General features: G+C 60.1%; 22 protein-coding genes and 1 riboswitch. Of the genes, 18 read left to right on the forward strand and 4 right to left on the reverse strand.

Annotated elements, in window-relative coordinates; genetic code table 11:
- Window positions 1–238 precede the first annotated feature (238 nt).
- The 11 genes from codB (at window position 239) to hemB (ending at window position 9804) form a co-directional block, all read left to right on the forward strand.
- The gene (codB, locus tag LD28_RS0104680) at window positions 239–1483 is read left to right on the forward strand and encodes a cytosine permease (RefSeq protein WP_033135852.1); all 1245 of its coding nucleotides are present in this window, start codon (window positions 239–241) and stop codon (window positions 1481–1483) included.
- Window positions 1477–2742 carry a cytosine deaminase gene (locus tag LD28_RS0104685; RefSeq protein ID WP_033135853.1) on the forward strand — a complete coding sequence of 422 codons (1266 nt, stop codon included), beginning with the start codon at window positions 1477–1479 and terminating at the stop codon, window positions 2740–2742. The genes codB and LD28_RS0104685 overlap by 7 nt, the downstream gene beginning before the upstream one ends.
- Window positions 2743–2837: 95 nt before the next feature.
- Complete coding sequence (crcB, locus tag LD28_RS0104690) at window positions 2838–3215, forward strand: fluoride efflux transporter CrcB (protein ID WP_033135854.1); 378 nt, start codon at window positions 2838–2840, stop codon at window positions 3213–3215.
- A gap of 65 nt (window positions 3216–3280) precedes the next feature.
- Window positions 3281–4033: a bifunctional demethylmenaquinone methyltransferase/2-methoxy-6-polyprenyl-1,4-benzoquinol methylase UbiE gene (ubiE, locus tag LD28_RS0104695; RefSeq protein ID WP_033135855.1), complete on the forward strand. Its 753-nt coding sequence runs from the start codon at window positions 3281–3283 to the stop codon at window positions 4031–4033.
- 8 nt (window positions 4034–4041) lie between these two features.
- Complete coding sequence (locus tag LD28_RS0104700; protein WP_033135856.1) at window positions 4042–4650, forward strand: ubiquinone biosynthesis accessory factor UbiJ; 609 nt, start codon at window positions 4042–4044, stop codon at window positions 4648–4650.
- Window positions 4650–6290, forward strand: coding sequence for a ubiquinone biosynthesis regulatory protein kinase UbiB (gene ubiB, locus LD28_RS0104705; protein ID WP_033135857.1), 1641 nt, complete (start codon window positions 4650–4652; stop codon window positions 6288–6290). Before LD28_RS0104700 ends, ubiB begins: the two co-directional genes overlap by 1 nt.
- Before the next feature lie 42 nt (window positions 6291–6332).
- Window positions 6333–6584, forward strand: a complete 252-nt coding sequence (gene tatA, locus LD28_RS0104710; RefSeq protein WP_033135858.1) for a Sec-independent protein translocase subunit TatA — start codon at window positions 6333–6335, stop codon at window positions 6582–6584.
- A gap of 3 nt (window positions 6585–6587) precedes the next feature.
- Window positions 6588–7058: a Sec-independent protein translocase protein TatB gene (gene tatB / locus LD28_RS0104715; protein WP_033135859.1), complete on the forward strand. Its 471-nt coding sequence runs from the start codon at window positions 6588–6590 to the stop codon at window positions 7056–7058.
- Window positions 7055–7810: a twin-arginine translocase subunit TatC gene (gene tatC, locus LD28_RS0104720; protein ID WP_033135860.1), complete on the forward strand. Its 756-nt coding sequence runs from the start codon at window positions 7055–7057 to the stop codon at window positions 7808–7810. The genes tatB and tatC overlap by 4 nt, the downstream gene beginning before the upstream one ends.
- Before the next feature lie 188 nt (window positions 7811–7998).
- Window positions 7999–8784 (forward strand): TatD family hydrolase, encoded by a 786-nt coding sequence (locus LD28_RS0104725; protein WP_033135861.1) that lies wholly within the window; start codon window positions 7999–8001, stop codon window positions 8782–8784.
- A 3-nt stretch (window positions 8785–8787) separates the two neighbouring features.
- Entirely contained in the window at window positions 8788–9804 is a 1017-nt protein-coding gene (gene hemB, locus LD28_RS0104730; protein WP_033135862.1) for a porphobilinogen synthase, read from the forward strand.
- Between the two features lie 178 nt (window positions 9805–9982).
- Here the strand turns inward: hemB and LD28_RS23900 are convergent, their stop codons facing one another.
- Window positions 9983–12178, reverse strand: coding sequence for an immunoglobulin-like domain-containing protein (locus LD28_RS23900; RefSeq protein WP_033135863.1), 2196 nt, complete (start codon window positions 12176–12178; stop codon window positions 9983–9985).
- A 47-nt stretch (window positions 12179–12225) separates the two neighbouring features.
- Window positions 12226–12310: riboswitch (cyclic di-GMP riboswitch) on the reverse strand.
- A 451-nt stretch (window positions 12311–12761) separates the two neighbouring features.
- Here LD28_RS23900 and prlC point away from each other — a divergent pair.
- From prlC to LD28_RS0104750, 3 genes are all read left to right on the forward strand, one after another.
- On the forward strand, window positions 12762–14804 hold the full coding sequence (prlC, locus tag LD28_RS0104740; RefSeq protein ID WP_033135864.1) for an oligopeptidase A: 2043 nt from the start codon (window positions 12762–12764) through the stop codon (window positions 14802–14804).
- Between the two features lie 204 nt (window positions 14805–15008).
- Window positions 15009–17561 (forward strand): putative bifunctional diguanylate cyclase/phosphodiesterase, encoded by a 2553-nt coding sequence (locus tag LD28_RS0104745; RefSeq protein WP_033135865.1) that lies wholly within the window; start codon window positions 15009–15011, stop codon window positions 17559–17561.
- A 54-nt stretch (window positions 17562–17615) separates the two neighbouring features.
- Complete coding sequence (locus tag LD28_RS0104750; RefSeq protein ID WP_420911699.1) at window positions 17616–18377, forward strand: class I SAM-dependent methyltransferase; 762 nt, start codon at window positions 17616–17618, stop codon at window positions 18375–18377.
- Between the two features lie 71 nt (window positions 18378–18448).
- On the opposite strand, the gene LD28_RS0104755 is transcribed toward LD28_RS0104750, so the two are convergent.
- Genes LD28_RS0104755 through rhlB form a run of 3 tightly spaced genes read right to left on the reverse strand, consistent with a single transcriptional unit; the run spans window position 18449 to window position 21523 of the window.
- A complete protein-coding gene (locus LD28_RS0104755) occupies window positions 18449–18703 on the reverse strand; it encodes a Rho-binding antiterminator (RefSeq protein ID WP_033135892.1) in 255 nt (84 codons plus the stop codon).
- Between the two features lie 30 nt (window positions 18704–18733).
- Window positions 18734–20224: a guanosine-5'-triphosphate,3'-diphosphate diphosphatase gene (gppA, locus tag LD28_RS0104760; RefSeq protein ID WP_033135866.1), complete on the reverse strand. Its 1491-nt coding sequence runs from the start codon at window positions 20222–20224 to the stop codon at window positions 18734–18736.
- Between the two features lie 12 nt (window positions 20225–20236).
- Window positions 20237–21523, reverse strand: coding sequence for an ATP-dependent RNA helicase RhlB (gene rhlB, locus LD28_RS0104765; RefSeq protein WP_033135867.1), 1287 nt, complete (start codon window positions 21521–21523; stop codon window positions 20237–20239).
- Between the two features lie 113 nt (window positions 21524–21636).
- On the opposite strand from rhlB, the gene trxA reads away from it, so the two are divergent.
- From trxA to ubiD, 4 genes are all read left to right on the forward strand, one after another.
- On the forward strand, window positions 21637–21963 hold the full coding sequence (gene trxA / locus LD28_RS0104770) for a thioredoxin TrxA (RefSeq protein WP_033135868.1): 327 nt from the start codon (window positions 21637–21639) through the stop codon (window positions 21961–21963).
- Window positions 21964–22167: 204 nt separating this feature from the next.
- A complete protein-coding gene (gene rho / locus LD28_RS0104775) occupies window positions 22168–23433 on the forward strand; it encodes a transcription termination factor Rho (RefSeq protein ID WP_005342418.1) in 1266 nt (421 codons plus the stop codon).
- 108 nt (window positions 23434–23541) lie between these two features.
- Complete coding sequence (locus tag LD28_RS0104780; RefSeq protein ID WP_033135869.1) at window positions 23542–24534, forward strand: hypothetical protein; 993 nt, start codon at window positions 23542–23544, stop codon at window positions 24532–24534.
- A 33-nt stretch (window positions 24535–24567) separates the two neighbouring features.
- Window positions 24568–26037 carry a 4-hydroxy-3-polyprenylbenzoate decarboxylase gene (gene ubiD, locus LD28_RS0104785; RefSeq protein ID WP_033135870.1) on the forward strand — a complete coding sequence of 490 codons (1470 nt, stop codon included), beginning with the start codon at window positions 24568–24570 and terminating at the stop codon, window positions 26035–26037.
- Window positions 26038–26122: the final 85 nt, after the last annotated feature.

The raw sequence follows: 26122 nt of genomic DNA on the forward strand, positions 1-26122 counted from the left end.
AAAGCAAAAGCCTCCCTGAAAAGGGAGGCTTTTTTGCATTTGTCTCTCGGTAAAAATTCACCATATTCTCTGCTGATCGCCATTTCACAGGGTTTCATACATCTCCATTACTCCCCATTTTTGTGGTTCGTTTGACCACAAAACTCATTAATTTCGCAATATTCATCGCGGTTTGATTGACGTAAAACGTTTTACATGTAAAATCCGGCGCGTTTTGCCTATTACGTGGAGAGAGAGCATGGCGCAGGATAACGAATACTGTTTGGGGGCGGTTCCCGCCAAAGGGCGCAAAGGTGTGCTGTCGCTGATGCTGGTGATGCTCGGCCTGACTTTCTTCTCTGCCAGCATGTGGACCGGCGGGGCGCTCGGTACCGGGCTGGTGTTCGATGACTTCATCAAGGCGGTACTGATCGGCAACTTGTTGCTGGGGATCTACACCGCTTGTCTCGGTTATATCGGTGCTTCAACCGGCCTCTCTACCCATCTGCTGGCTCGTTACTCCTTTGGGGTGAAAGGTTCCTGGCTGCCTTCGCTGCTGCTTGGCGGTACTCAGGTCGGCTGGTTTGGCGTTGGCGTGGCCATGTTTGCGCTACCGGCGCAGAAGGCGACCGGGATCGATGTGAACTGGCTGATCGCCATTTCGGGCATTCTGATGACGGTGACCGTCTACTTCGGGATCTCCGCCCTGATGGTACTGAGCTTTGTGGCCGTACCGGCTATCGCACTGCTCGGTGGTTACTCGGTCTGGCTGGCGGTGACCTCGACCGGTGGCATGGCGGCGCTGCAGCAGGTGCAACCGACCAACCCCATCGAGTTCACCACGGCGCTGACCATGGTGGTCGGTTCCTTTATCAGTGCAGGAACCCTGACCGCCGACTTTGTTCGATTTGGTCGCAAACCCTGGGGCGCCGTCATGATTACCATGGTGGCGTTTTTTTTGGGCAACACTCTGATGTTCATCTTCGGCGCAGCCGGTGCGGCGGTGACCGGGCAGGCTGATATCTCGGAAGTGATGCTGATGCAGGGCCTGCTGATCCCCGCCATTCTGGTGCTGGGCCTCAATATCTGGACCACCAACGACAACGCTCTCTACGCCTCCGGTCTCGGTTTTGCCAACATTACCGGTCTCAAGAGCAAGCCCCTCAGCGTGATCAACGGCCTGATTGGAACGGCTTGCGCCCTCTGGCTCTATAACAACTTTGTCGGCTGGCTGGCCTTTTTGAGTACGGCAATTCCGCCGATCGGTGGCATTATCATCATGGATTTCCTGCTCAATCGTGAGCGTTACCGTCAGTTTGCCGATCAGCAGTTCGAGACGGTGCGCTGGCAGGCGCTGGTCGCCACGGCAGTCGGGGTGGCTGTCGGCAAGTGGCTGCCGGGCATAGTGCCACTCAACGCGGTATTGGGCGCCGCCTTCACCTATTTCATTCTGGTTCGCCTCACCCCGCGGCCGGTTCTGGTACAGGAAGCTAACAAATGCTGATTCAACATATTCGTTTTGCCGATCGGGAAGGGTTGTGGCAGATCCGCTGTCAGGATGGGGTCATCACCGCCATCGAACCCCATGACGAGCATGCCGTCGCCGGTCGGGTGCTGGACGGGGAGGGCGGTCTGGCCATCGCTCCCTTTATCGAACCCCATATTCACCTCGATACCACCCAGACAGCGGGCGAGCCGAGCTGGAATCTCTCCGGCACCCTGTTCGAGGGGATCGAGCGCTGGGCCGAGCGCAAGGCGCTGCTGACCCATGAGGATGTGAAGCAACGTGCCATCCAGACACTGAAGTGGCAGATCGCCAACGGCATCCAGTTTGTGCGCACTCACGTCGATGTCTCCGACCCCAATCTGGTGGCCCTGAAGGCGATGCTGGAGGTGCGGGAGGAGATGAAGGAGTGGGTGGAGCTGCAAATTGTTGCTTTCCCGCAGGAGGGGATCCTCTCCTACCCCAACGGCAAGGCACTGCTGGAGGAGGCGCTCAAGCTGGGTGCCGACGTGATCGGCGCGATCCCCCATTTCGAGTTTACCCGGGAATATGGGGTCGAAAGTTTGCACTACATCTTCGATCTTGCCGAGAAGTATCAGGTTTTGGTCGATGTGCACTGCGACGAAATTGATGACGAGCAGTCCCGCTTTATCGAGACGCTGGCGACCCTGGCCTACGAGCGCGGTATCGGCCATCGGGTGACGGCCAGCCACACCACCGCCATGCACTCCTACAACGGGGCTTATGCTTCCCGCCTGTTCCGGCTGCTCAAGATGGCGGACCTCAACTTCGTGGCCAATCCGCTGGTGAACATTCACCTGCAAGGGCGCTTCGATACCTATCCCAAGCGCCGTGGTATCACCCGGGTAAAGGAGATGCTGGAGGCGAACATCAACGTCTGCTTCGGTCACGACGACGTGTTCGATCCCTGGTACCCCATGGGCACTGCCAACATGTTGCAGGTGCTGCACATGGGGCTGCATGTCTGTCAGATCATGGGTTACGAGCAGATCAACGACGGTTTGAAGCTGATCAGCAGCCACAGCGCTCGCACCCTGAATGTGCAGGATCGCTATGGCATCGAGGTGGGCAAACCGGCCAACTTGCTGATCCTGCCCGCCGAAAACGGCTTCGATGCGGTGCGTCGTCAGGTGCCGGTGCGCTATTCAATCCGTCACGGCAAGGTGATTGCCCAGACCAGACCGGCCCAGACCGAAATCGTGCTGGGTCAGCCCGAGCCGATCGATTTTCGCCGCTGAGTTTTCAATCAGGCTGGATGTCGATTAGTTCCCCCTCTGGGCACAAGGGCCGCCATTGCGACATAATGGCGACCTTACCCTGAGGGAGTGACACCATGCAAACCTGGTTCTATGTTGCTGCAGGGGGCGCCATCGGCGCCTGCCTTCGTTTTGGGATTGCCGAACTGATGGCCTTGCTGCTGGGGCGCCACTTTCCTTACGGGACTCTGGTGGTCAACGTGGTGGGCTCTTTCATCATGGGGGTGGCCTATGCCCTCATTCTGCACGGGCATGTGGCCGAGCATCCGCTCAAGCCGCTGCTGATGGTGGGGATCCTCGGTGCCCTGACCACCTTCTCTTCCTTTGCCCTCGATACGGTGGTGCTGGCCCAACATGGGGCTTATCTGAAAGCGCTGCTCAATATCGGTCTCAATCTCTTCCTCTGTCTGGCCATGGTTGTGCTGGGCATGCAGTTGGTTGCGAGCCGGGTTTAAGGTGTCCGGACGCCAGTGGCTCTGGTAAACTGGCGGCCATTCTTTGCTCTATGGGTGTTTAAGGGATGTCAGAACAAGCAACGACAACGCATTTTGGCTTTAAAACCGTGGCCGCGACCGAGAAGGAAACTCTGGTAGCAGGTGTCTTCCATTCGGTGGCAGCCAAGTATGATCTGATGAACGATCTGATGTCGTTCGGCATCCACCGCCTGTGGAAGCGCTTCACCATCGACTGCTCCGGTGTGCGCAAGGGCCAGAAGGTGCTGGATCTGGCCGGTGGCACCGGTGACTTGACCGCCAAGTTCTCCCGCATCGTCGGCGAGACCGGTCAGGTGGTGCTGGCGGATATCAACGACTCCATGCTGAAAGTGGGCCGCGACAAGCTGCGCAATCTGGGGGTCGCCAACAACGTCTCCTACGTACAGGCCAACGCCGAAGCGCTCCCCTTCCCGGATAACCACTTCGACATCATCACCATCGGCTTCGGCCTGCGCAACGTCACCGACAAGGACAAGGCGCTCGCCTCCATGTTCCGGGTGCTCAAGCCGGGTGGCCGTCTGCTGGTGCTGGAGTTCTCCAAGCCGGTCAGCGAAGTGATCGCCAAGCTCTATGACCTCTACTCCTTCAAACTACTGCCGAAAATGGGCGAAATCGTCGCGAACGACGGTGAAAGCTACAAATATCTGGCAGAGTCCATCCGTATGCATCCGGATCAGCAGACCCTGGCTGGCATGATGGAAAATGTCGGGTTCGAGCAGGTCGAGTTCTTCAACCTGACTCAGGGTGTGGTCGCCCTGCACCGCGGTTACAAGTTTTAAGGTTGCCTATGCCGATGGATGCCATGGTCACCGCGGTGATCGAAACCAGCCTCAACCAGTTGCTGTCGCTGGACAAACAGAGCCCGGAGCGGCTGCGCAAACTGGTGGGCAAGGTGCTCAAGCTGGAGCTGCGTGAACTCAAGCCCCTCTGGTTTGTCTTCTCCGAGCGTCGGCTGGATGTGCTGGCCCAGCATGAAGGGGAGGCCGATGCGGTGCTTAGCCTCTCCCTGACCGCCCTCGGTCTGCTGAAAGACCCGTCCGCCCTGACCCGCTATATCCGCGAGGAGAAGCTGGATCTGAGCGGCGATCCCCAGCTGGTACAGGCATTCAGCGTGCTGCTGGGCGAGCTGGATATCGACTGGGAAGAGGAGCTGTCGCGCTATACCGGCGACGTGCTGGCCCATACCCTGTTCAGCGGTGCCCGTCAGGCGCGTCGTCTGGTCGGCCGCGAACTGTGCCGCACCCGCAGCCAGCTGGCGGAATATCTGACCGAAGAGGCCCGCCTCGCACCCGGCCCGCTGGAAGTGGCGAGCTTTAACGATGACGTTGAGGTGCTGGCCCAGCAGCTCAAGGCCGTCGAACTGCGGCTGGCCCGCTTCGAACAGCAGGTGACCTGATGACCCCGAAGGAGTTCAAACGCCTCTATCGCATCATCACCATCCTGCTGGAGCAGGGCATCGACGAACTGGTGCCCGCCCGCTATCAACCCTGGCCGGGTCGTCTAGCCCGTCGCTCCCTGTTCTGGCTCAAGAACAAGCAACCGGATCTCAGCCGCGGTGCCCGCATTCGTCTCGCCTTCGAAGCTCTTGGCCCCATCTTCATCAAGTTTGGCCAGATGCTCTCGACCCGCCGCGACCTGTTGCCGCCGGATATCGCCGAGGAGCTGGCTCTGCTGCAGGACAGGGTGCCCCCCTTCTGTGGTCAGGCGGCGCGCCAGCAGATCGAGTTGAGCCTGGGTTGCCCCATCGAAACCCTGTTTGACGACTTCGACGAGACGCCGCTGGCGTCGGCCTCCATCGCGCAGGTGCACACCGCCCGCTTGAAGGAGAGTGGCCGCGAGATCGTCATCAAGGTGATCCGTCCCGATATCGAGCCGGTCATCGACGCCGATCTGCGCTTGATGCGGGCGCTGGCCCGTCTGGTGGCCCGTTTCGTGCCCCAGAGCGCGCGGCTGCGCCCCATTGAGGTGGTGGAGGAGTATCGCAAGACTATCCTCGACGAGCTCAACCTGATGCGCGAAGCGGCCAACGCCATCCAGCTGCGCCGCAATTTCACCGGCTCAGAGGCGCTCTATGTGCCTGAAATCATCACCGACCTCTGCCGCGAGCAGGTGCTGGTGATGGAACGCATCTACGGCATTCCGGTCTCCGACATTGCGGCGCTGGAAGCCAACGGCACCAACATGAAGCTGCTGGCCGAGCGCGGGGTGGAGGTCTTCTTCACCCAGGTGTTCCGCGACAGCTTCTTCCACGCCGATATGCACCCGGGCAACATCTTCGTCTCCTATGAGCACCCGGAAAACCCGCTCTGGATCGGTATCGACTGCGGCATCGTCGGCACCCTCAATCGGGAAGACAAACGCTATCTGGCGGAGAACTTCCTCGCCTTCTTCAACCGCGACTATCGCCGGGTGGCGGAGCTGCATGTGGAGTCTGGTTGGGTACCGGCAGACACCAAGGTGGACGAGTTCGAGTTCGCCATCCGTACCGTGCTGGAGCCCATCTTCGAGAAGCCGCTCTCCGAAATTTCGTTTGGTCACGTGCTGCTCAACCTGTTCAACACAGCCCGCCGCTTCCATATGACGGTGCAGCCGCAGCTGGTGCTGCTGCAAAAGACCCTGCTCTATGTGGAAGGGTTGGGGCGTCAGCTCTACCCGCAGCTCGATTTGTGGCAGACCGCCAAGCCCTATCTGGAAAACTGGATGCATGAGCAGGTAGGGCCGAAAGCGGTGTGGAACGCCATCAAGGAGAAGGCGCCATTCTGGGCTGAGAAGCTGCCGGAGCTGCCGGAGCTGGTCTATGAGACCCTGCGCCAGACCCGTCATCAGCAGCGTCATTTCGACCAGATGTTTGACGAATTCCGCCGTCACAGTCGTCGGCAGGGGCAGGCCCGCTACCTCTTAGGGGTTGGAGCCAGTCTGCTATTGGCGGGTGTATTCTTGCTGACCCAAAAACAACATATTGAGTGGGGACAATTCAGTCTCGCCGGTGCAGCACTCTGCTGGCTGGTCGGCTGGTTGCGAACCCGTTCCCATTAAACAAAAACCGCGCCATCAGGCGCCTGTTCTGGAGAGAAAGTCATGGGTGGTATCAGTATTTGGCAATTGTTGATCATCGCAGTCATCGTCGTGCTGCTGTTCGGTACCAAGAAACTGCGCGGGATTGGCGGTGATCTGGGCGCGGCGGTCAAAGGGTTCAAGAAAGCACTCTCCGACGAGCCGGCCGATGCCAAGGCCGAGCAGAAAGATGCCGAGTTTCCCCCGAAACAGCTGAACGAAGCGGCCACTCAGAGCAGTGATGCCGCCAAGCAGAAAGACAAAGATCAGGCCTAAGCCATGTTCGATATCGGTTTCTGGGAGCTGGTTGTTATCGCTGTCGTCGCGTTGGTGGTGCTGGGGCCCGAGCGGTTGCCAGAGGCCATTCGCACGGCAAGTCACTGGATACGGCTTATCCGTTCGACCGCCAACTCGGTCAAGACCGAGCTGGAGCAGGAGCTCAAGTTGCAAGAGCTGCACAACGATCTTAAGAAGGCTGAGCAACTGCAGATGAGCAACCTGAGCCCCGAGCTGCAGGAGTCCATCGAACAGCTCAAGGCGGCGGCCCAGTCGGTCAATCGCCCCTATCAGGTGGAGAACGAAATCCGTCCGCCGCGTCCCGAGCCGGTCGTCCAGGCTGAACCTGCCACGCCGGTGGAGCCTGCGGTGCAGCTGAGCCACGACGTGCCGCCGGTCAACAGCCAGCGGGAGAGGGAGCTGGTCGGTGAGGTTGTCAACGAGTCAGCCGCTAAAGGGGAGGTGAAGCCATGAGTCAGGCCGAACAACCCCTGATCAGCCATCTGGTTGAGCTGAGAACCCGTTTACTGCGCTCCATTTCCGCCATTCTGGTGGTCTTCCTAGCGCTGATCTACTTCTCCAACAACATCTACGACTTCGTGGCCCAGCCGCTGCTCAGCCAGTTGCCCGAAGGGACCAGCATGATAGCGACGGATGTGGCGACCCCCTTCCTGACGCCGATCAAGTTGACTCTGGTGGTCTCCTTCTTCGTGGCGATCCCCTACCTGCTCTATCAGGCCTGGGCCTTTATCGCCCCCGGTCTGTACCAGCATGAGCGGCGGCTCATCATGCCGTTGGTGGTCTCCAGTGCCCTGTTGTTCTATGCGGGGATGGCGTTCGCCTACTACGTGGTGTTCCCGCTGGTGTTCGGTTTCTTCACCAGTACCGCCCCCGCCGGGGTGACGGTGGCGACCGATATCGCCAGCTATCTGGACTTCGTGCTGACCCTGTTCTTCGCGTTCGGGGTAGCGTTCGAGATCCCGGTGGCCACCATCCTGCTCTGTTGGACCGGGGTGACCAGCCCCAAGAGTCTGAAAGAGAAGCGTCCCTACGTCATCGTCGGGGTGTTTGTGGTCGGCATGCTGCTGACGCCGCCTGATGTCTTCTCCCAGACCCTGCTCGCCATCCCGATGTGGGCGCTGTGGGAGATAGGTCTGTTCTTCGCCCGCTTCTACGTGAGGAAAGAGGATGAAGAGCAACAGGAACAACCGGATGGGGAGAGCTGAGGCTCTGTTCGTCACCTGTTTGCCGGACGGCGAGAGGATGACGAAGTCCGCAGGAATAGCAGAACGAGGGGAGCTGAGGCTCCCTTCCTCTTTTCATGTTCCCGTTCGAGGCGTATGGTAAGACCCCATTCGGTAGATGGTTTTCAAATACCTGATATGTCTTCCTTTTGTTCGGAACGTCTCATCCCATGATCGATATCGGTTTAAACCTGACCAGCAGCCAGTTTGCCGGTGAACAGCCTGAGCTGGTGGCTCGTGCCCGTGTCGCCGGGGTGGAGGCTCTGATCCTCACCGGTACCGATCTGGACGGCAGCCGTGAGAGCGCCGAGTTGGCCGCCCGCTGGCCGGGCTACTGCTTCTCCACCGCTGGGGTCCATCCCCACGATGCCAAGAGTGTCGATGAAGCGACCCTGCCCGCCCTGCGCGAGCTGGCGGCGCTGCCGCAGGTGGTCGCCATCGGCGAGTGCGGTCTCGACTACAACCGCGACTTCTCTCCCCGTCCGGTGCAGGATGCGGTGTTCGACGCCCAGCTGGCGCTGGCCGCCGAGCTCGGGATGCCGGTGTTTCTCCACTGTCGCGATGCCCACGCCCGTTTCATCGAGATCCTCCGTCCCTGGTTGCCCAGACTGCCGGGGGCTGTGCTGCACTGCTTCACCGGCTCCGACGAGGAGCTGGACGAGTGTCTGGCGCTGGGGCTGCATATCGGGGTGACCGGCTGGCTCTGTGACGAGCGGCGCGGTCAGCTGCTGCGGGAACAGGTGGCCCGCATTCCGGCCGGTCGGCTGATGATCGAGACCGACGCCCCCTATCTGGTGCCGCGGGATTTGAAACCCAGACCAAAACGCAACGAACCCGCTTTTTTGCCGCACATCGCCCATGTGGTGGCGGCCTGTCGTGGTGAAGCGCCCGAGGCCTTGCTGGCCCACACCCGGGCCACCTCCGCCGCGTTCTTCCAACTTCCTCTCCAGGAGTGATTCATGGCTACAACTCTTCCGGGCGCCTTTCCGGGCCGCCGCCTGCGCCGTCTGCGCAAACATGATTTCAGCCGTCGTCTGGTGCGCGAGAACGTACTGACCGTCAACGATCTCATCTATCCGGTGTTCGTGCTGGAGGGGGAGAACCGTCGGGAAGCCGTTCCCTCCATGCCGGGGGTGGATCGCCTCTCCATTGATCTGCTGCTGGAAGAGGCTGCGGAATTGGTAGCGCTGGGTGTGCCCGCCATCGCCCTGTTCCCGGTGACGCCGCTGGAGAGCAAGAGTCTGATGGCGGAAGAGGCCTACAACCCGGACGGGCTGGCCCAGCGTACCGTGCGTGCCCTCAAGGCCCGCTTCCCGGAGCTGGGGGTGATTACCGACGTGGCGCTCGATCCGTTCACCACCCACGGTCAGGACGGCATCATTGATGACGAAGGCTATGTGCTGAACGACATCACCACCGAGATCCTGATCAAGCAGGCGCTCTCCCATGCCGAGGCCGGGGTCGATATCGTGGCGCCGTCCGACATGATGGATGGCCGCATCGGTGCCATCCGCGCGGCGCTGGAAGAGAACGGCTTCATCAACACCCAGATCATGGCCTACTCCGCCAAGTACGCCTCCTGCTACTACGGCCCGTTCCGCGATGCGGTCGGTTCTGCCGGCAACCTCGGCAAGAGCAACAAGGCCACCTATCAGATGGATCCGGCCAACAGCAACGAAGCCCTGCACGAAGTGGCGCTGGATATTCAGGAGGGGGCCGATAGCGTGATGGTCAAGCCGGGCATGCCCTATCTGGACGTGATCCGTCAGGTGAAGGATCAGTTCGGCGTGCCGACTTTTGCCTATCAGGTGAGTGGCGAGTACGCCATGCACATGGCGGCGATCCAGAATGGCTGGCTGAAAGAGAAGGAGTGCATCATGGAGTCCCTGCTCTGCTTCAAGCGTGCCGGGGCTGATGGCATCCTCACCTATTTTGCCAAGCGCGTGGCGCAGTGGCTGAAGGAAGATGCCCGTTAAGTTGGGTTGAAGAGATAAACGAGAGGGGGAGCCGATGGCTCCCCCTCTGTCGTTATGGCTCCCTTTTTTATGACCCGCTGATTACAGCTTGGTCCAGGCATCGCTCCAGGCAGAGCCGGTCGCGGTTGATGCATAGTGGCTGAGGGAGCCAACGGCTCCCTTTTTTATGACCCGCTGATTACAGCTTGATCCAGGCATCGCTCCAGGCAGTGCCGGTACCCGGCGCATAGTGGCTGGTCGAGCCGCCACACCAGCCGCTGTAGGGCCAGGGTTTGCACTCGTAGTTGCCACCGGCATTGCTGACCCGATCACCGGCCTGATAGCTGGTGTTGGGGGCGTAGGCCGGGTAGTCGCCATCGCTGCCGCCGTTGTCGCTCTCTTCGGTCAGAGCAACCGGGAAGCGCTGCACTACCGGCTTCTGGCCGTCAGCCAGACCGGTGATCACCACGTCGTAGCTGCCATTGGTGACGTTGCTGCCTTGCAGTACCAGGGGGCTGGTGCCGTTCACCTTGCTGCTGGTGGTGCCATGGCTGCGGCCGTTCTGCTCCAGGGTCGCGGTGATCTGTACCGGGTTGGCGGTGGTCACGTTGAAACGGATGCTGACCTGACCGTTGACGATGGTGTACTCGCCCGCCATGGCGCTGACGGTAAAGTCGCTACTGCCGATCACCGGCGGCTTGCTGCCACCGTCACAGTCGCTGTCGCCCTGGACTTTCCAGACCCCCCAGTCACCGGTGGTGCCCGGCTCTTCGTTTTGGGTCCACCAGCCAGCCAGCCAGTTCTTGCCGTTGTGGCTGACGATGTCGCCGCCCACGTAGACCTTCTTGGCATCCCAGCTGTTTTCGCAGATGGCGCCCTGCTCCTTGACGGTCACGGTGCGCTGCTGGGTCACCAGCTGGCCTGCGCTGTCGCTCACCTGATAGGTGAGGGCGTAGCGGCCGACCTTGTTGCTGTCGACGCTGCCGCTGACCTTGATCTGGGCGGTCAGGTCGCCATCTTCTTCGTCATGGGCGCTGACGCCGGTCATCGGATCGAAGGGGGTGCCCAGCTCCAGCGTGGTGTCGGTGATGCCGTTGAATACCGGCTTCATGCTGTAGACCTCGACACTACGCACCTGCTCGGTGACGTTGTTGTCGCGATCGCTCACCTTGTAGGTGAGGGGGTAGAGACCGATGCGCTGGCTGTCTACCGCGCCTTCAACCTGGATCTGGCCGGTCAGGTCGCCATCTTCCTTGTCGTTGGCGCTGACACCGGCCAGCGGATCAAAGGCGGTGCCCTGCTTGATGCGGGTATCGCTCACGCCGCTGAACACCGGCTTGCCGTTGTCGACCGGCGGGGTGATGTCCTGGTCGTGGATGAAGGGGCCGTAGCTCTTGATGAAGGCTTCGTTGTAGGCCTGACCGGCGGCGTTGCGACCCATGTCCCAGTTGATGGACCAGGTCATCACGCCACGCAGGGGCTGACCCTGACTCTTCAGCTTGTTGAAGGCATCGAACAGATCCTGCGGATTCTTGACGTAACCGGTGGCGGCAGCATCGACGTTGGTTGGGATGCCGAACACCAGCTTGTCGTGGGGGATCTTGTAGTAGCCGCGGGTGCCGTTGATCAGCGAGTCGGCCATGTAGTAGATGAACTCTTCTTTCAGGGCATCGTTGTTCTGGGCAATCCAGCCAATCCCGTCGATCCAGATACCATCGCCACCCTGGTTGTAGAACTGGGGGTTGATCCAGTCGTAGTAGCCTTCCAGCGCCCGCAGATAGGGGGTGTAGAGGCCGTTGGCCGTCAGGTAGGGGAACTCGGGCGCCATGGTGATGAGGAAGTTTTTCCCCTGGGCGCGGTAGTGATCTTTGACGATGCGCAGGGCGGCCGGGATCACGGTCTGGTTGTTGGCGGCGGTGACGGCTGCCTGCTCCAGATCGATATCCAGACCGTCGAAACCATAGGTCTCCACCAGACGGATGATCTCGTCGGCAAACGCTTGCTCCTGACCGGTGCGCAATTCGATGTGGGCATCGGCACCACCCAGCGCCAGCAGCACGGCACGGCCCTGACGGTTCAGCTCGGCGATCTGCTCGATGAACTGGCTTTCACTCATGCCGGTGGCGGTATCCAGCTTGAAGGTCGGGATCGGGTTGCTGCCATACACCTTCATGAAGGAGACATCGACCACGTTGTATTGCGGGTTGACCTGATCGAGTTTGACGCAGGGGGCGGTACCGCCCTTGTAGCCAGCGCCGCCGCACCAGTTGTGCCAGTAGCCGACCACCACGCCGGATTGCGGGTTGACCATGCTCTGGCCAGCGGTTGCTGCGTGCAGCATCGGGCTGGTGGCGCCGATCAGGCAGCCCAGCAGGGAGAGTTTGAACTTGTTCATCATTGCTCCGTACATTGCAAAAGGAGGCCCATCCAGGGATGGGCTTCGGGGGCAGCCCCGCTGTCATAGGAAAATCCCTTAGACCGGTGGCTTTGCGTGGTGGCCTTTCGAGCCACATTGCCTTTTTCACCCGACCTCTGTGTGGCACAGACAATCAAGTGGCCCCCTAAATTAGCCGCATATGGTAGGAGGGGAAAGATAAATTAATCAATACGCTCTCCTGCATGTCACATTTTGGAAAAAGTTAATAATTCAATGTGTTCCAGATGAATTTTGTTTAAATAATGCGATGCCTGAAGGGGCGCCAAACGCTGATGGCCACAGGCTTGGTGAGGGCTCTTGTCATCGAAATCGGCGTGAGCCTGTCTCTGGTTTGTCGCACGAGCAAGATGAGGAACAGTCCCGGCGGCTTGTGTCATGAGCTGACGCGGGGTGGCGTGCGGCGCCCCGGTTGTGAGACGGATGGCAAAAAGGGGGCTGGAGTGTGATTCCAGCTTGATTATTGCATGGGTTGCCCACATGTTAGAAAGCCATACAGAGCTGCTAAAGCGGTCTGTTCAAGACCAAACAAGAGGTAACCGGGATGAATAACCCTTTGCTGACAATGGATTCTCTGCCCCCTTTCAGCCAGATCAAGCCAGAGCAGGTTCAGCCTGCCGTGATTCAGGCGATTGCTGACTGCAAGCAGAAGATCAGCGATGTGCTGGCCCAGCGTGAACCCCATACCTGGGATAGCCTGATTGCCCCGCTGGAAGAGGTAAATGACCGTCTGTCACGGATCTGGTCACCGGTCAGCCACCTCAACTCCGTACTCAACAGCGAAGCGCTGCGCGAGGCTCATGACGCCTGCCTGCCGCTGCTCTCCGAATTCCAGACCTATGTCGGTCAGCATGAAGGGCTCTATCAGGCCTATCTGGCCCTCTCCCAGAGCGATGACTTCCCGCTGCTGAGCGGCGCCCAGCGCAAGGAAATCCAGAATACCCTGCGCGACTTCCGCCTCTCCGGTATCGGTCTGCCTGCCGAGGCGCAGCAGCGTTACGGCGAAATTCAGGCTCGCCTCTCCGAGCTGGCCTCCCGTTTCAGCAACAACGTGCTGGATGCGACCCAGGGCTGGCACAAGCTGGTGGCCGATGACGCCGAACTGGCCGGTCTGCCCGACAGCGTGCGTGCCGCTGCCCGCCAGATGGCCGAGCTCAAGGGCAAAGAGGGGTGGCTGTTCACCCTGGATATCCCCTCTTACCTGCCGGTGATGATGTACGCGGACAACCGCGAACTGCGCGCCGAGATGTACCAGGCCTTCACTACCCGCGCCTCCGATCAGGGCCCCAATGCGGGCAAGTGGGACAACTCCTCCATCATGAGCGAGCTTCTCACCCTGCGCCGCGAACTGGCCCAGCTGCTCGGTTTTGCCAACTATGCCGAGCTCTCCTTGGCCACCAAGATGGCGGACAAGACCGAACAGGTGGTGAGCTTCCTCACCGATTTGGCGGCCAAATCACTGCCGCAAGGCAAAGCCGAGCTGGAAGAGATCCGCGCCTTTGCCGCCGAGCAGCATGGTCAGAGCGAGCTGGCCGCCTGGGATCTCGCCTATTACGCCGAGAAGCTCAAGCAGCACAAGTTCTCCATCTCCGACGAGCAGTTGCGCCCCTACTTCCCCGCCAGCAAGGTGGTGAAGGGACTGTTCGAGGTGGTGAAGCGGGTGTTCGGCATGAAGGTGCGCGAGCGCCTCGGCATCGACACCTGGCACCCTGACGTGCGCTTCTACGATATCTTCGATGCCGAGGATGAGCTGCGCGGCAGCTTCTACCTCGACCTCTACGCCCGCGAGCACAAGCAGGGCGGTGCCTGGATGGATGTCTGCCTGGGTCGTCGCTACCGTCAGGATGGCTCGCTGCAAAAACCGGTGGCCTACCTGACCTGCAACTTCAACGGCCCGGTGGATGGCAAGCCTGCACTGTTCACCCACAACGAAGTGGTCACCCTGTTCCACGAGTTCGGCCACGGCATTCACCATATGCTGACCCGCATCGATGTGGCCGGTGTCGCCGGTATCAACGGCGTGGCGTGGGATGCGGTGGAGCTGCCGAGCCAGTTCCTCGAGAACTGGTGCTGGGAGTCCGAGGCGCTGGCCTTTATCTCCGGCCATTACGAAACCGGCGAGCCGCTGCCTGCCGATCTGCTGGAGAAGATGCTGACCGCCCGCAACTTCCAGGCGGCGATGCAGATGCTGCGTCAGCTGGAGTTTGCCCTGTTCGACTTCCGCCTCCATCAGGAGTTTGATCCGGCCAACCCGGATCTGATCCCGACCCTGCTGGACGAGGTGCGCAGTCAGGTGGCCGTGATGACGCCGCCAGCGTTCAACCGCTTCCAGCACAGCTTCTCCCACATCTTTGCGGGCGGCTATGCGGCGGGCTACTACAGCTACAAGTGGGCCGAGGTGCTCTCTGCCGATGCCTTCTCCCGCTTCGAGGAGGAGGGGATCTTCAACCCGGCCACCGGCCAATCCTTCCTGAAGAATATTCTGGAGAAGGGGGGCTCGAAGGAGCCGATGGAGCTGTTCCGTGCCTTCCGTGGCCGCGAGCCCAAGGTGGATGCACTGCTCCGCCATAGCGGGATCGCTGCCTGACGTTCCGGCCCTGCGGCCCGGGTGAGCTTCAAGCAGGTACACTTTTGCGGCATAGTGGGATCGAGGCGTGATTTCTGCGAAAAAAGGGACCTTTTGGTCCCTTTTTTCAAGGCTTTTTAATATCTTGCTGATTGCATATTTGCACTGCCCACGCCTCTTCAGTAGAGTCGTGTTCTAACCTTCAAGGAGAGAAAGCCACTTGCCATGAGGCGAGCACTCGATTCCGTCTATCAAATCATCTCCAGTCTGGCTCATTCGAGCGGCCTGGGATATTTCGATACCTTTGTGAGTGAAATCGCCGCTGCTGTGATGGCTGATGTCGTCCTGATCGCCAGCAGGGAACCAAATGCTACCCATCTGACGGTGCAGGCTGCCTATCCCTCCTGTCTCGACCCCGAATCCCTGACGTTGCCGTGCGCTGCAAGCCCCGATGCCATTACCTGGCAGGAGGGGGAGGCCTGGTTCAGCGATCGTCTGCTGCAGCTCTTTCCTGATGTGCCGCTCGCCGAGGAGTGGCAAGCCCAGGCCTATGCCGGTATTGCCCTCAAGAGTGCCGATGGCGAGACTATCGGCATCTGCTGCCTGCTCTATCGCCAGCAGCAGGCCAATATGGGCAAGGTGATGGGGCTGCTCAGGTTGCTGGGGCCGCTGGCCGGGCGCGAACTGGCGCTGATGTTGCAGCAGATGGAGTCGCAACCGATGCTGCCTGACTCGTCCCATGTATTGCAGCGCATGCTCTCTCAGGCGCCGGTCGGGATCGGCAAGCTCGATCTCTCCGGCCGTATTCTCTGGGCCAACCCGGCCATTGAAAAGATGCTGGGCTATCCCCTCGACGAGCTGCTCCATCGCTCCATCTCCGACATCAATCACCCCGAGGATTGGCAGCGCAGCATCGCCTGTTACGAAGAGATCCAGCGTGGCGAGCGCAGCAGTTTCACCCAGGAGAAGCGCTACTTCTGCAAGGGGGGCGAGATCCTGTGGGGGCGGGTGACCGTTACCCTGATCCGCGACGAACAGCAGCAGCCGGACTACCTGATGGTGCTGCTGGAGAATATCGATCCCCTCAAGCGTCATGCGGAGCAGCTCAAGCTCTCTCACCGGGTCTATGACAACCTCTCAGAGGCGATTCTGGTGTGCGATGCCGATAGCCGCATCATCTCGGTCAACCCGGCCTTCGAGCAGATCACCGGCTACAGCAGTGACGAGGTGCGGGGCCAGCGGCCCAGCATCCTCAAGTCCGGGCTGCACGATCAGACCTTCTATGCCGACATGTACCACGCGCTGGAGCGGGTGGGGGTGTGGCGTGGCGAGGTATGGAACAAGCGCAAGAACGGCAAGCTCTATCCGCAGCAACTGATGATCAGCACCCTGCGTGAAGCTGGCAAAATCCACCAATATATCGCCATTTTCAGCGATCTTTCCCAGACCAAGGTGGCCGAGCAGAAGATCGCGACCCAGGCCAACTACGACAACCTCACCAGCCTGCCCAACCGCTGGCTGTTTGGCCGCTGTCTCACCCGCTTCTGCGAGCGGGGCGAGCGCTTTGCGTTGATGGTGCTCGACCTCAACAACTTCAAGGCGGTTAACAACAGCATGGATCACCATGCTGGCGATGCCCTGCTGCGGGAGGTGTCGGATCGGCTGGTGAGCCGGGTGCGTACCGAAGATCTGGTGGCCCGCATCGGTGGCGATGAGTTCGCCTTTCTGGTGCCCGGCATCGTCACCCGCCGTCAGGCTGAGGTGTTTGCCAAGCAGGTGATCGGCAGCTTTGCCCGCCCCTTCATGCTGGCCAACCAGCATCTCTATGTGACCGCGACCATCGGCATGACCCTCTGTCCGGTCGATGGCAGCGAGAGCGACGAGCTGCTGCGCAACGCCGAACAGGCGCTGTTTGCGGCCAAGCGGCAGGGACGGTTGCTCGGTGCCTACTGCTCATCCATGCGGGAAGAGGTGCGCCAGCGCCATCAGATGCAGCAGGATTTGGCCGAAGCGATCAAGCTGGAGCAGCTGACCATGGCCTATCAGCCGATCTGGGACAACCGCAGTGGACGGGTCGCCAAGCTGGAAGCGCTGGTGCGCTGGTATCACCCCCAGTGGGGGCAGGTCTCCCCTGCCGAGTTCATTCCGCTGGCGGAAGAGGCTGGCCTGATTCAGGGGCTGGGAGCGCTGGTGTTGTGGCAGTCGTGCCGCGATTTGGCGCGGTTGCAGCAGTCCGGCTTCCCGGATCTGCAGATGTCGATCAACCGCTCCACCATGGAGTTCCAGACCATCGATCCGGAGGCGAGTGAGTGGCTCAAGGTGATCCACCATTTTGGGCTCGATCCTGCCGACATCGTCATCGAAATTACCGAATCCTTGCTGATGGAGAGCAGTGATCAGCACAGGGTGCGGATCGATGCCCTGCGCGAGGCGGGCTGCAAGCTGGCCATCGACGATTTCGGTACCGGCTACTCGGCCCTCAACTATCTGCGCACCTTCCCGGTGGATCTGGTCAAGATCGACCGCTCTTTCGTGCGCCATATCCCCTTCAACGAGCAGGATCGCATGCTGCTCGACGGCATCATCAACATAGTGCACAACCTCGGGATGCAGGTGGTAATCGAAGGGGTGGAGACTCGCGAGCAGCTCAACTTCCTCTGCCAGAAGGGGTGTGCCTTTACTCAGGGTTATCTGCTCAGCCGTCCGCTGGCCTATGACGACCTGACCGATTACCTCGCCCTCAACCGTCAGGGGATGAACCTCACTGTCGTGAGCTGATCCACCGCTTCTGTTATCATGGCCGCTTCTGTACGTGCCATGAGTCTGTTCCCTATGCCCCATATTCAGGTTTTCAGTGAAGTCCCCGCCCGTGATGGCGAGCTCGACGCCCTGCGTTTACGCCTTGCCGACGTGGAGTTTCCGGCTCAGTTTGCGCTGGTACTGACTGAAGAGAGGCTGGAACTGCGCAAGCTGGATGAACCCAAGCTGGGTGCCGTCTATGTGGACTTCGTGGAAGGGGCGGTGGCCCATCGCCGCAAATTTGGCGGCGGTCGCGGCCAGTCCATCGCCAAGGCGGTGGGGCTCAAGGCCGGTGCCACACCGACCGTGGTGGATGCGACCGCCGGGCTGGGGCGCGATGCCTTCGTGCTCGCCTCCCTCGGTTGCAAGGTGACCCTGATCGAACGCAGCCCGGTGGTGGCCGCCCTGTTGCAGGACGGGCTGATGCGGGCGACGCAGGATCCCGAGATTGGCCCCTGGGTCAGCGAGCGGATGCAACTGCTGCAAGGCCCGGCGGTGGACAACCTGCTGGCGTTGAGCGAGCGGCCTGATGTCATCTATCTCGATCCCATGTTCCCCCACAAGCAGAAGTCGGCGCTGGTGAAAAAAGAGATGCGGGTGTTCCAGTCGCTGGTGGGGCCGGATCTCGATGCGGATGCCCTGCTGCCTGCCGCGCTCAAGATGGCGAACAAGCGGGTGGTGGTAAAGCGCCCAGCCTATGCTGGCTGGCTCAATGAACACAAACCCAGCATGGCCATCGAGACCAAGGGTAACCGCTTCGATGTCTACGTGATGGCGGCATTGGCGGCAGGTTAACGGCCGGTGTGAGTCGCGGATGCAAAAAAGGAGGGCCAACGTCATGTTGGCCCTCCTTTTTCGTACAGGATTCAGTTGGTTGGCGCGAAGTGGATCAGCTTATCTTCCCCTTGCCAGTAGAGGCGCAGGGTCGCCAACTCTGCCAGACTGAGCCGCTCGCCACTGTGCAGCAGCAGATACTCGACACCCTCGCTGGCTTCGATGGTACGGATCTTGTCATCCCACTGGCGACCATCGCGGCTGGCGAGGGTCACCGGCAGTTGCCAGCTGGCGGCAATTTCGAGCCAGTCGTAGAGATCGCAGCTGATGGGTTGATAATCCGGCATGATCGGCTCCAAAACAGGCAGGTTGCTGAATCAGGCTTCCTGTACGCGGGTCGGCCAGCCCATCTTCTGCTGGCGTTCCACCTCGAGCCGCAGCTCGCTGGCACGCAGGTAGTGTTCGTCCATCCATCCCTTGGGCAAAGTCAGGGTCAGCGACTCCTCTTCGGCCTGCAGGGTGAAGCGGGGCACTGTGCCCTGGGTGCGGCGCATGCAGAGGATCAGCGCGATGCGCAGGATGCGGGTCAGCCGGATTGCCTGGCGACCGGTGACGGCACCCTGTTTCTCCAGCGGTTCCAGCTTGAATTCGTCCCGCTGGTTGAACAGCAGGGCCGACAACAGCTTTTTTTGTGCAGGGGTAAAGCCCGGCATGTCGATGTTGTCGATGATATAAGCGGCGTGTTGCGGCGCCTTCTTGTACTCGATGCAGAGGCCGATCTCGTGCAGCAGGGCGGCATAACGCAAGATCGGGCGACCGTAGCGTTTGGAGAGTCGCCAGGCCGGTTGCAGCTGGCTGAATGCTTCGACGGCGGTATCGCGTACCCGCTCGGCGTGTTCTTTATCCAGCTGATAGCGGCTGATCAGGCTGTCGGCGGTACGATCCCGGGCATCACAGTCGTGATTGTTGCCAAGCAGACCGTAGATCAGCCCTTCGCGCAGGGCGCCGCCCGCGAGGGTCATGCTCTCGATGTTCAGGGTTTCGAAGATGGCGATCAGGATGGCGAGGCCGGAGGGGAACACGGTCAGCCGCTCGGCCGCCAGCCCTTCCAACTGCAGTCGATCCAGCTTGCCGCAGGCGATGGCCTGTCCCATCAGCTCCTGCAACTTCGGCAATGTGACCCGTTCGCTCTTCCCTTGTGCCAGCATGATCTCCTGCAGCGCCTGTACCGTGCCGGAGGCGCCGACGCAGGTGCGCCAGCCGAGAGTGCGGTAATCTTCCGCCACCTTCACCAGCACTGCCTTGGCGGCAGCAATCGCCTGCTCGAAGCGCGCTTCGCTGAGCTCGCCATCACCGAAGTGATTGTTGAGCCAGGTGACGCAGCCCATGTGCAGGCTGTTGAGCAGTTTTGCTTCGCTATGTTCGCCGATCACCAGTTCGGTACTGGCGCCGCCGATGTCGATCACCAGCCGGTTGCCTTCCCCGGCAGAGGTCCATGAGACCCCTTCATAGATGGTCTTGGCCTCTTCCTCGCCCGAGATGATCTCGATGCTGTGGTTGAGCACCCGCTCCGCTTCGCGGAGGAACTCATCGACGTTGGTAGCAAGGCGCAGGGTGGCGGTACCCACTACCCGGATGTTGTCGGCCGGAATGTCCTGCAGCTGCTCGGAGAAGAGGCGCAGACAGTCCCAGCCCCGCTCCATGGCGGCACGGCTGAGACGAAATTCCGGATCGAGCCCGGCAGCGAGGCGAACCTTGCGCTTGACCTTGGCGACGGTGCGCAGGGCACCGGCGACCTCGCGCACCACCAGCATATGAAAGCTGTTGGAGCCGAGGTCGATGGCAGCATAGAGAGGCGAGTTGTGCAACTGGGCCTGTCCTTAGCTCTTGCGTGGCGGACGACGGTTGTTGCTGTGGCCACCGCCCTGGCGATCCCGCATGTTGCGGTTCACCGGCTGACGGTTGCGGAATACCCGTTTCGGCGCAGTCACGTCATCCAGCAGCGCTTCGCGGTCATATTTGCTGACCGGAATGGCGTGGTGGATGTACTCCTCGATGGCTGGCAGGTTGAAGGCATAGTCTTCACAGGCCAGGCTGATGGAGTGACCGCTCTTGCCGGCACGACCGGTACGACCGATACGGTGTACATAGTCTTCGGCGTCGTCGGGCAGGTCATAGTTGAAGACGTGGGTCACGTCGGGGATGTGCAGACCACGGGCGGCCACGTCGGTGGCGACCAGAATGTCCAGTGCTCCCTTGGTGAAATCCTCGAGGATCTTCATCCGCTTCTTCTGCGGCACGTCACCGGTCAGCAGACCGACGCGGTGGCCATCGTTCTCCAGCCAGGCATGAACGTCTTCACAGACATGCTTGGTGTTGGCGAAGACGATCGCTTTTTCCGGCCACTCCTCTTCCATCAGGGAGAGCAGCAGCAGCATCTTGTCTTCGTTGGAGGGGTAGAACAGCTCCTCCTTGATCCGTACGCCAGTCATCTGCTCCGGCTCAACCTGCACATGTTCCGGGTGGTTCATGTGTTCATAGGCCAGCTCCTGCACGCGCAGGGAGAGGGTGGCGGAGAACAGCATGCTCAGACGCTCGGTCGGGGCAGGCATGCGGCGGAACAGGAAGCGGATGTCCTTGATGAAGCCCAGATCGAACATGCGATCCGCTTCGTCCAGTACCACCACCTGAATGTTGCTCAGATCGATCACCTTGGACTTGAAGTAGTCGATGATGCGACCTGTGGTGCCGATCAGGATGTCGACACCCTGTTCCAGCACGGCCAGCTGCTTGTCGTAACCTTCGCCACCGTAGGCGAGGCCGAGTTTCAGGCCGGTAGATGCGGCGATGCTGTCGGCATCGTTATAGATCTGTACTGCCAGTTCCCGGGTGGGCGCCATGATGATGGCTCTGGGTTGATTAACCAGACGGGGCTTGGTCAGCGGGTGGGTCAGCAAATAGTTGAACGTTGCGGCCAGGAAGGCAATGGTCTTGCCGGTCCCTGTCTGAGCCTGACCGGCAAGGTCGTGGCCTTCTACCAGCAGTGGCAGAGACAGTGCCTGGATGGGGGTGCAATAGTGAAATCCCTTTGATTCCAGACCAGCCAGAACTTCGGGTTCGAGGCCCATTTGGGCGAATTTGTCGGTCGTTAAGTGTGTTTTGCTCATGGCGGTAGGTTATCAGGTTAGGCTTGCAATAATAAACAGGATCATTTCAAATAGGGCAACTATTGCCTTTGTTGACGTATCAATAAAGCCTTATTTACTGACTGGAGTTGGAGATGAGTGACAAGATTGTTCAGCTGAGCGATGCCAGCTTCGAGGCAGATGTAATCAAAGCCGATGGCGTCGTTCTGGTCGACTTCTGGGCCGAATGGTGTGGTCCGTGCAAGATGATTGCCCCGATCCTGGAAGAAGTTGCCCAAGAGTACGAAGGTCGTGTGACCGTAGCCAAACTGAACATCGACCATAACTCTGATACTCCGCCCAAGTACGGCATTCGTGGTATCCCGACCCTCTTGCTGTTCAAGAATGGCGAAGTGGCAGCGACCAAGGTCGGTGCACTGTCCAAGACTCAGCTGAAAGAGTTCCTGGACGGCAACCTGTAATAATCAAAGAGGAGCGCATTGCAATAATGCGCTCCTTGTGTTTTATCACCTAGACGCTCATCCCGATTGGTGCTAGTTTATCGCTCGTTTGCTAACCTTTTTGCCTGACTCTTTGCTAACCACAGCCTGGCAATCAAATCCGATCAGCATCAATCCAGCAGACTGTCTCCTCATTTCAATCCTTGCTTACAGACTTTCACCACTATGAATCTGACTGAATTAAAGAACACTCCTGTGTCCGAGCTGGTCAAGCTTGGCGAATCCATGGGGTTGGAAAATCTGGCTCGGGCGCACAAGAAAGATATTATTTTTGCAATCCTCAAGGCGCACGCCAAGGGTGGCGAAGATATCTTTGGCGACGGTGTGCTGGAAATCCTGACCGATGGTTTCGGCTTCCTGCGTAGTGCAGACGGCTCCTATCTGGCAGGTCCGGACGATATCTACGTCTCCCCGAGCCAGATCCGCCGCTTCAACCTGCGTACCGGCGATACCATCTCCGGCAAGATCCGGCCACCGAAAGAGGGCGAACGCTACTTCGCACTGCTCAAGGTCAACGAGGTCAACTACGACCGTCCGGAAAACTCCCGCAACAAGATCCTGTTTGAAAACCTTACCCCCCTGCATGCCAACGAACGTCTGCGCATGGAACGGGGTAACGGTTCTACCGAAGATATCACCGCCCGTGTACTGGACCTGGCTTCCCCCATCGGTAAAGGCCAGCGTGGCCTGATCGTGGCGCCGCCCAAGGCCGGTAAGACCATGCTGCTGCAGAACATCGCCCAGAGCATCGCCTACAACCACCCGGACTGTGAGCTGATCGTTCTGCTGATTGACGAGCGTCCGGAAGAAGTGACCGAGATGCAGCGCATGGTGAAGGGTGAAGTGATCGCTTCCACCTTCGACGAGCCTGCTTCCCGTCATGTTCAGGTTGCCGAAATGGTGATCGAGAAGGCCAAGCGTCTGGTCGAGCACAAGAAAGATGTGGTGATCCTGCTGGACTCCATCACTCGTCTGGCCCGTGCCTACAACACCGTTATCCCGTCATCCGGCAAGGTACTGACCGGTGGTGTGGATGCCAACGCCCTGCACCGTCCGAAGCGCTTCTTCGGTGCTGCACGTAACGTTGAGGAGGGCGGCAGCCTGACCATCATCGCTACCGCGCTGATCGATACCGGCTCCAAGATGGACGAGGTTATCTACGAAGAGTTCAAGGGTACCGGTAACATGGAACTGCACCTCTCGCGCAAGATTGCCGAGAAGCGTGTCTACCCGGCTATCGACATCACTCGCTCCGGCACCCGTAAGGAAGAGTTGCTGACCACCGGCGACGAGCTGCAGAAGATGTGGATCCTGCGCAAGATTGTCCACCCGATGGGCGAGATTGACGGCATCGAGTTCCTCATCGACAAGTTGGCGATGACCAAGACCAACGACGAGTTCTTCGACGCCATGCGGCGCCAGCAGAAGTAAGTCTGGTCACAGAATAACGAAACCGCGGCCCTGGTCGCGGTTTTTGTTTATCTGTTTTCCGGTCGCTTGGGTACTATGAATCCTCGATGCCACAAGGATAGGGACGTCATGAAACCCGCTTTCTGGTTCTTGCTGGGATTGTTGTTTGCAATGCCAGCCTATACGCAGGCAGCTCCGGCTGCGGTGACTGCCGAGATTTTGCAGACGCACCAGCGCTATCTGGCGAGCCGTTTGCAACAGGGGCAGTTTGCCGCTATCGACTCCCTGCTTGTTACCCTGAGTCGCGAGCAGCGGGAATTTTTGCTGCTGCAACTGCTGCGCGATATTCCGGTGTCAGAGCCGGCTTCTCCTGCATTGCAGGCCTGGGTGGAAGCTCAGGCGGGCAAGGCTCCCCAGTGGCTGGTGGAACAGCAGGTGGACGGTTTTCTGGTGCAGCAACCGGCCTACGATTTCAGTGCTCGGGCTCGATTGCTGCTGTGTCAGTGGCAGCAACAGCGCTGGCAGGCGAGCTATCGCCAGCAACTGGCGCAGGGCCGTTTCCGGCTCAAATCCATCTATTACCGCGGTAACCCCGATATTGCCCGCCAGCAGCAAGCCTTGCTGCTGGCTTTCGATCAGGTGCCGTTGTCACTCTGGCGCCGCACGGCGCGCCAGCTGGCGGCGCAAAATATCTATCTGCCCGACAACCGCCTGCTGCTGCATCTGTTGCAGCGTACCGGTGAACCGACCCTCTATGCCCGACTGTGGCGTCAGCCAGTGGATCAGGACACCCTTGCCGCACTGCCCACCATCAACCGGTTTCATCAGGGGGGCGTAGCCAGCGCTCTGCTGATTGCGGCCAGTGATAATCCACAACTGAAAGAGCCTGCCCTGCGCCAGCTGAGCGTGATCTCGCCCCTGCCGCAACAGGCTCAGCGCTATCTGCTGGTGGAGCTGGCCAACCGTCAATATGGGGCGCTGGTGGCCGGTTTGCTGATGGAGGTGGATGAGCCACTGCTGCTCTCCGCGCTGGCCAGGCGCCTCGGCCAACGTGACACGCCCCCCATTGCGCCGAGTCTGCTGCCCGATTCGGGTACACCCGGTGTGCGGCCAGGGTTATAATGCCTGACCTCCTGAACCCGGTTGGGAACTTGCATGAAATACAAGGATTTGCGTGATTTCATCGCGCAGCTGGAACAAAACGGACAACTCAAGCGCATCACTCGCGAGATAGATCCCTATCTGGAGATGACCGAGATCAGCGATCGCACCCTGCGTGCGGGTGGTCCGGCTCTGCTGTTCGAAAATCCCAAAGGCTACACCATGCCGGTGCTGACCAACCTGTTCGGTACGCCGGATCGGGTTGCCATGGGCATGGGCCAGCCAGACGTGAGCGCCCTGCGCCAGGTCGGGGTCTGGCTCTCCTATCTGAAGGAGCCCGAGCCGCCCAAGGGATTCAAGGAGCTGATGGAGAAGCTGCCGATCTTCAAGCAGGTGCTAAACATGCCGACCAAGCGCCTCTCTTCCGCCCCCTGCCAGCAGGTGGTGCAGGAGGGTGACGCGGTCGATCTCGACCAGATCCCGATCCAGCACTGCTGGCCCGGTGATGTGGCACCGCTGGTCACCTGGGGGCTCACAATCACCCGTGGCCCCTACAAGAAGCGACAGAACCTCGGTATCTATCGCCAGCAGAAGATCGCCAGGAACAAGCTGATCATGCGCTGGCTCGATCACCGTGGCGGAGCCATCGATTTTCGCGAGTGGCAAGAGGCCCATCCGGGCGAGCGCTTCCCAGTGGTGGTGGCGCTTGGCGCCGATCCGGCGACTATTCTCGGCGCAGTGACGCCGGTGCCGGATACCCTCTCCGAATATGCCTTTGCCGGTCTGTTGCGCGGTAGCCGTACCGAGGTGATCAAGGCCATCAGCTGTGATCTGGAGGTGCCCGCCAGCGCCGAGATCGTGCTGGAAGGGTATCTGGAGCCGGGCGAGATGGCGCCGGAAGGGCCCTATGGCGATCACACCGGTTACTACAACGAGGTGGATGAGTTCCCGGTCTTCACCATCACTCACATCACCAAGCGGCGCGATGCCATCTATCACAGCACCTACACTGGCCGTCCGCCCGATGAACCGGCTGTGCTGGGTCTGGCATTGAACGAGGTGTTCGTGCCGCTGCTGCAGAAGCAGTTCCCCGAGATCGTCGACTTCTATCTGCCGCCGGAGGGGTGCTCCTACCGGATGGCGGTGGTCACCATCAAGAAGCGCTACCCGGGCCACGCCAAGCGGGTGATGCTGGGGGTCTGGTCCTTCCTGCGCCAGTTCATGTACACCAAGTTCGTGGTGGTGTGCGATGACGACATCAACGCCCGCGACTGGAAGGATGTGATCTGGGCCATCACCACCCGGATGGACCCGGCACGGGATACCACCCTGATTGAGCACACCCCGATCGACTATCTGGACTTCGCCTCGCCGGTCTCCGGCCTCGGCTCCAAGATGGGGTTGGATGCCACCAACAAGTGGCCTGGCGAGACCAATCGGGAGTGGGGCCAGCCCATCGTGCAGGACGAGGCGGTGAAGCAGAAAATCGATGCCATCTGGGATGAGCTCAATATCCTCGGTTGAGCCAAACATGGCTGTTTTGCTGCAAAAAGTGATGCGATCCGCACTGAATTGGGTATTCTCGACTGATTGGGTCTGGGTCGCAGGC

It is taken from the genome of Aeromonas finlandensis (assembly GCF_000764645.1).
GTDB classification, from domain to species: Bacteria; Pseudomonadota; Gammaproteobacteria; order Enterobacterales; family Aeromonadaceae; genus Aeromonas; species Aeromonas finlandensis.

Excerpts from the sequence above, each read along its gene's own strand:
- hemB (WP_033135862.1), top strand. The coding sequence starts at position 8,788 with ATGGCTACAACTCTTCCGGGCGCCTTTCCGGGCCGCCGCCTGCGCCGT.
- ubiE (WP_033135855.1), top strand. The coding sequence starts at position 3,281 with ATGTCAGAACAAGCAACGACAACGCATTTTGGCTTTAAAACCGTGGCC.
- LD28_RS0104725 (WP_033135861.1), top strand. The coding sequence starts at position 7,999 with ATGATCGATATCGGTTTAAACCTGACCAGCAGCCAGTTTGCCGGTGAA.
- LD28_RS0104755 (WP_033135892.1), bottom strand. The coding sequence starts at position 18,703 with ATGCCGGATTATCAACCCATCAGCTGCGATCTCTACGACTGGCTCGAA.
- rho (WP_005342418.1), top strand. The coding sequence starts at position 22,168 with ATGAATCTGACTGAATTAAAGAACACTCCTGTGTCCGAGCTGGTCAAG.
- trxA (WP_033135868.1), top strand. The coding sequence starts at position 21,637 with ATGAGTGACAAGATTGTTCAGCTGAGCGATGCCAGCTTCGAGGCAGAT.
- ubiB (WP_033135857.1), top strand. The coding sequence starts at position 4,650 with ATGACCCCGAAGGAGTTCAAACGCCTCTATCGCATCATCACCATCCTG.
- crcB (WP_033135854.1), top strand. The coding sequence starts at position 2,838 with ATGCAAACCTGGTTCTATGTTGCTGCAGGGGGCGCCATCGGCGCCTGC.
- rhlB (WP_033135867.1), bottom strand. The coding sequence starts at position 21,523 with ATGAGCAAAACACACTTAACGACCGACAAATTCGCCCAAATGGGCCTC.
- tatC (WP_033135860.1), top strand. The coding sequence starts at position 7,055 with ATGAGTCAGGCCGAACAACCCCTGATCAGCCATCTGGTTGAGCTGAGA.
- LD28_RS0104780 (WP_033135869.1), top strand. The coding sequence starts at position 23,542 with ATGAAACCCGCTTTCTGGTTCTTGCTGGGATTGTTGTTTGCAATGCCA.
- ubiD (WP_033135870.1), top strand. The coding sequence starts at position 24,568 with ATGAAATACAAGGATTTGCGTGATTTCATCGCGCAGCTGGAACAAAAC.
- tatB (WP_033135859.1), top strand. The coding sequence starts at position 6,588 with ATGTTCGATATCGGTTTCTGGGAGCTGGTTGTTATCGCTGTCGTCGCG.
- LD28_RS0104750 (WP_420911699.1), top strand. The coding sequence starts at position 17,616 with ATGCCCCATATTCAGGTTTTCAGTGAAGTCCCCGCCCGTGATGGCGAG.
- prlC (WP_033135864.1), top strand. The coding sequence starts at position 12,762 with ATGAATAACCCTTTGCTGACAATGGATTCTCTGCCCCCTTTCAGCCAG.
- LD28_RS23900 (WP_033135863.1), bottom strand. The coding sequence starts at position 12,178 with ATGAACAAGTTCAAACTCTCCCTGCTGGGCTGCCTGATCGGCGCCACC.
- LD28_RS0104745 (WP_033135865.1), top strand. The coding sequence starts at position 15,009 with ATGAGGCGAGCACTCGATTCCGTCTATCAAATCATCTCCAGTCTGGCT.
- LD28_RS0104685 (WP_033135853.1), top strand. The coding sequence starts at position 1,477 with ATGCTGATTCAACATATTCGTTTTGCCGATCGGGAAGGGTTGTGGCAG.
- codB (WP_033135852.1), top strand. The coding sequence starts at position 239 with ATGGCGCAGGATAACGAATACTGTTTGGGGGCGGTTCCCGCCAAAGGG.
- LD28_RS0104700 (WP_033135856.1), top strand. The coding sequence starts at position 4,042 with ATGCCGATGGATGCCATGGTCACCGCGGTGATCGAAACCAGCCTCAAC.
- tatA (WP_033135858.1), top strand. The coding sequence starts at position 6,333 with ATGGGTGGTATCAGTATTTGGCAATTGTTGATCATCGCAGTCATCGTC.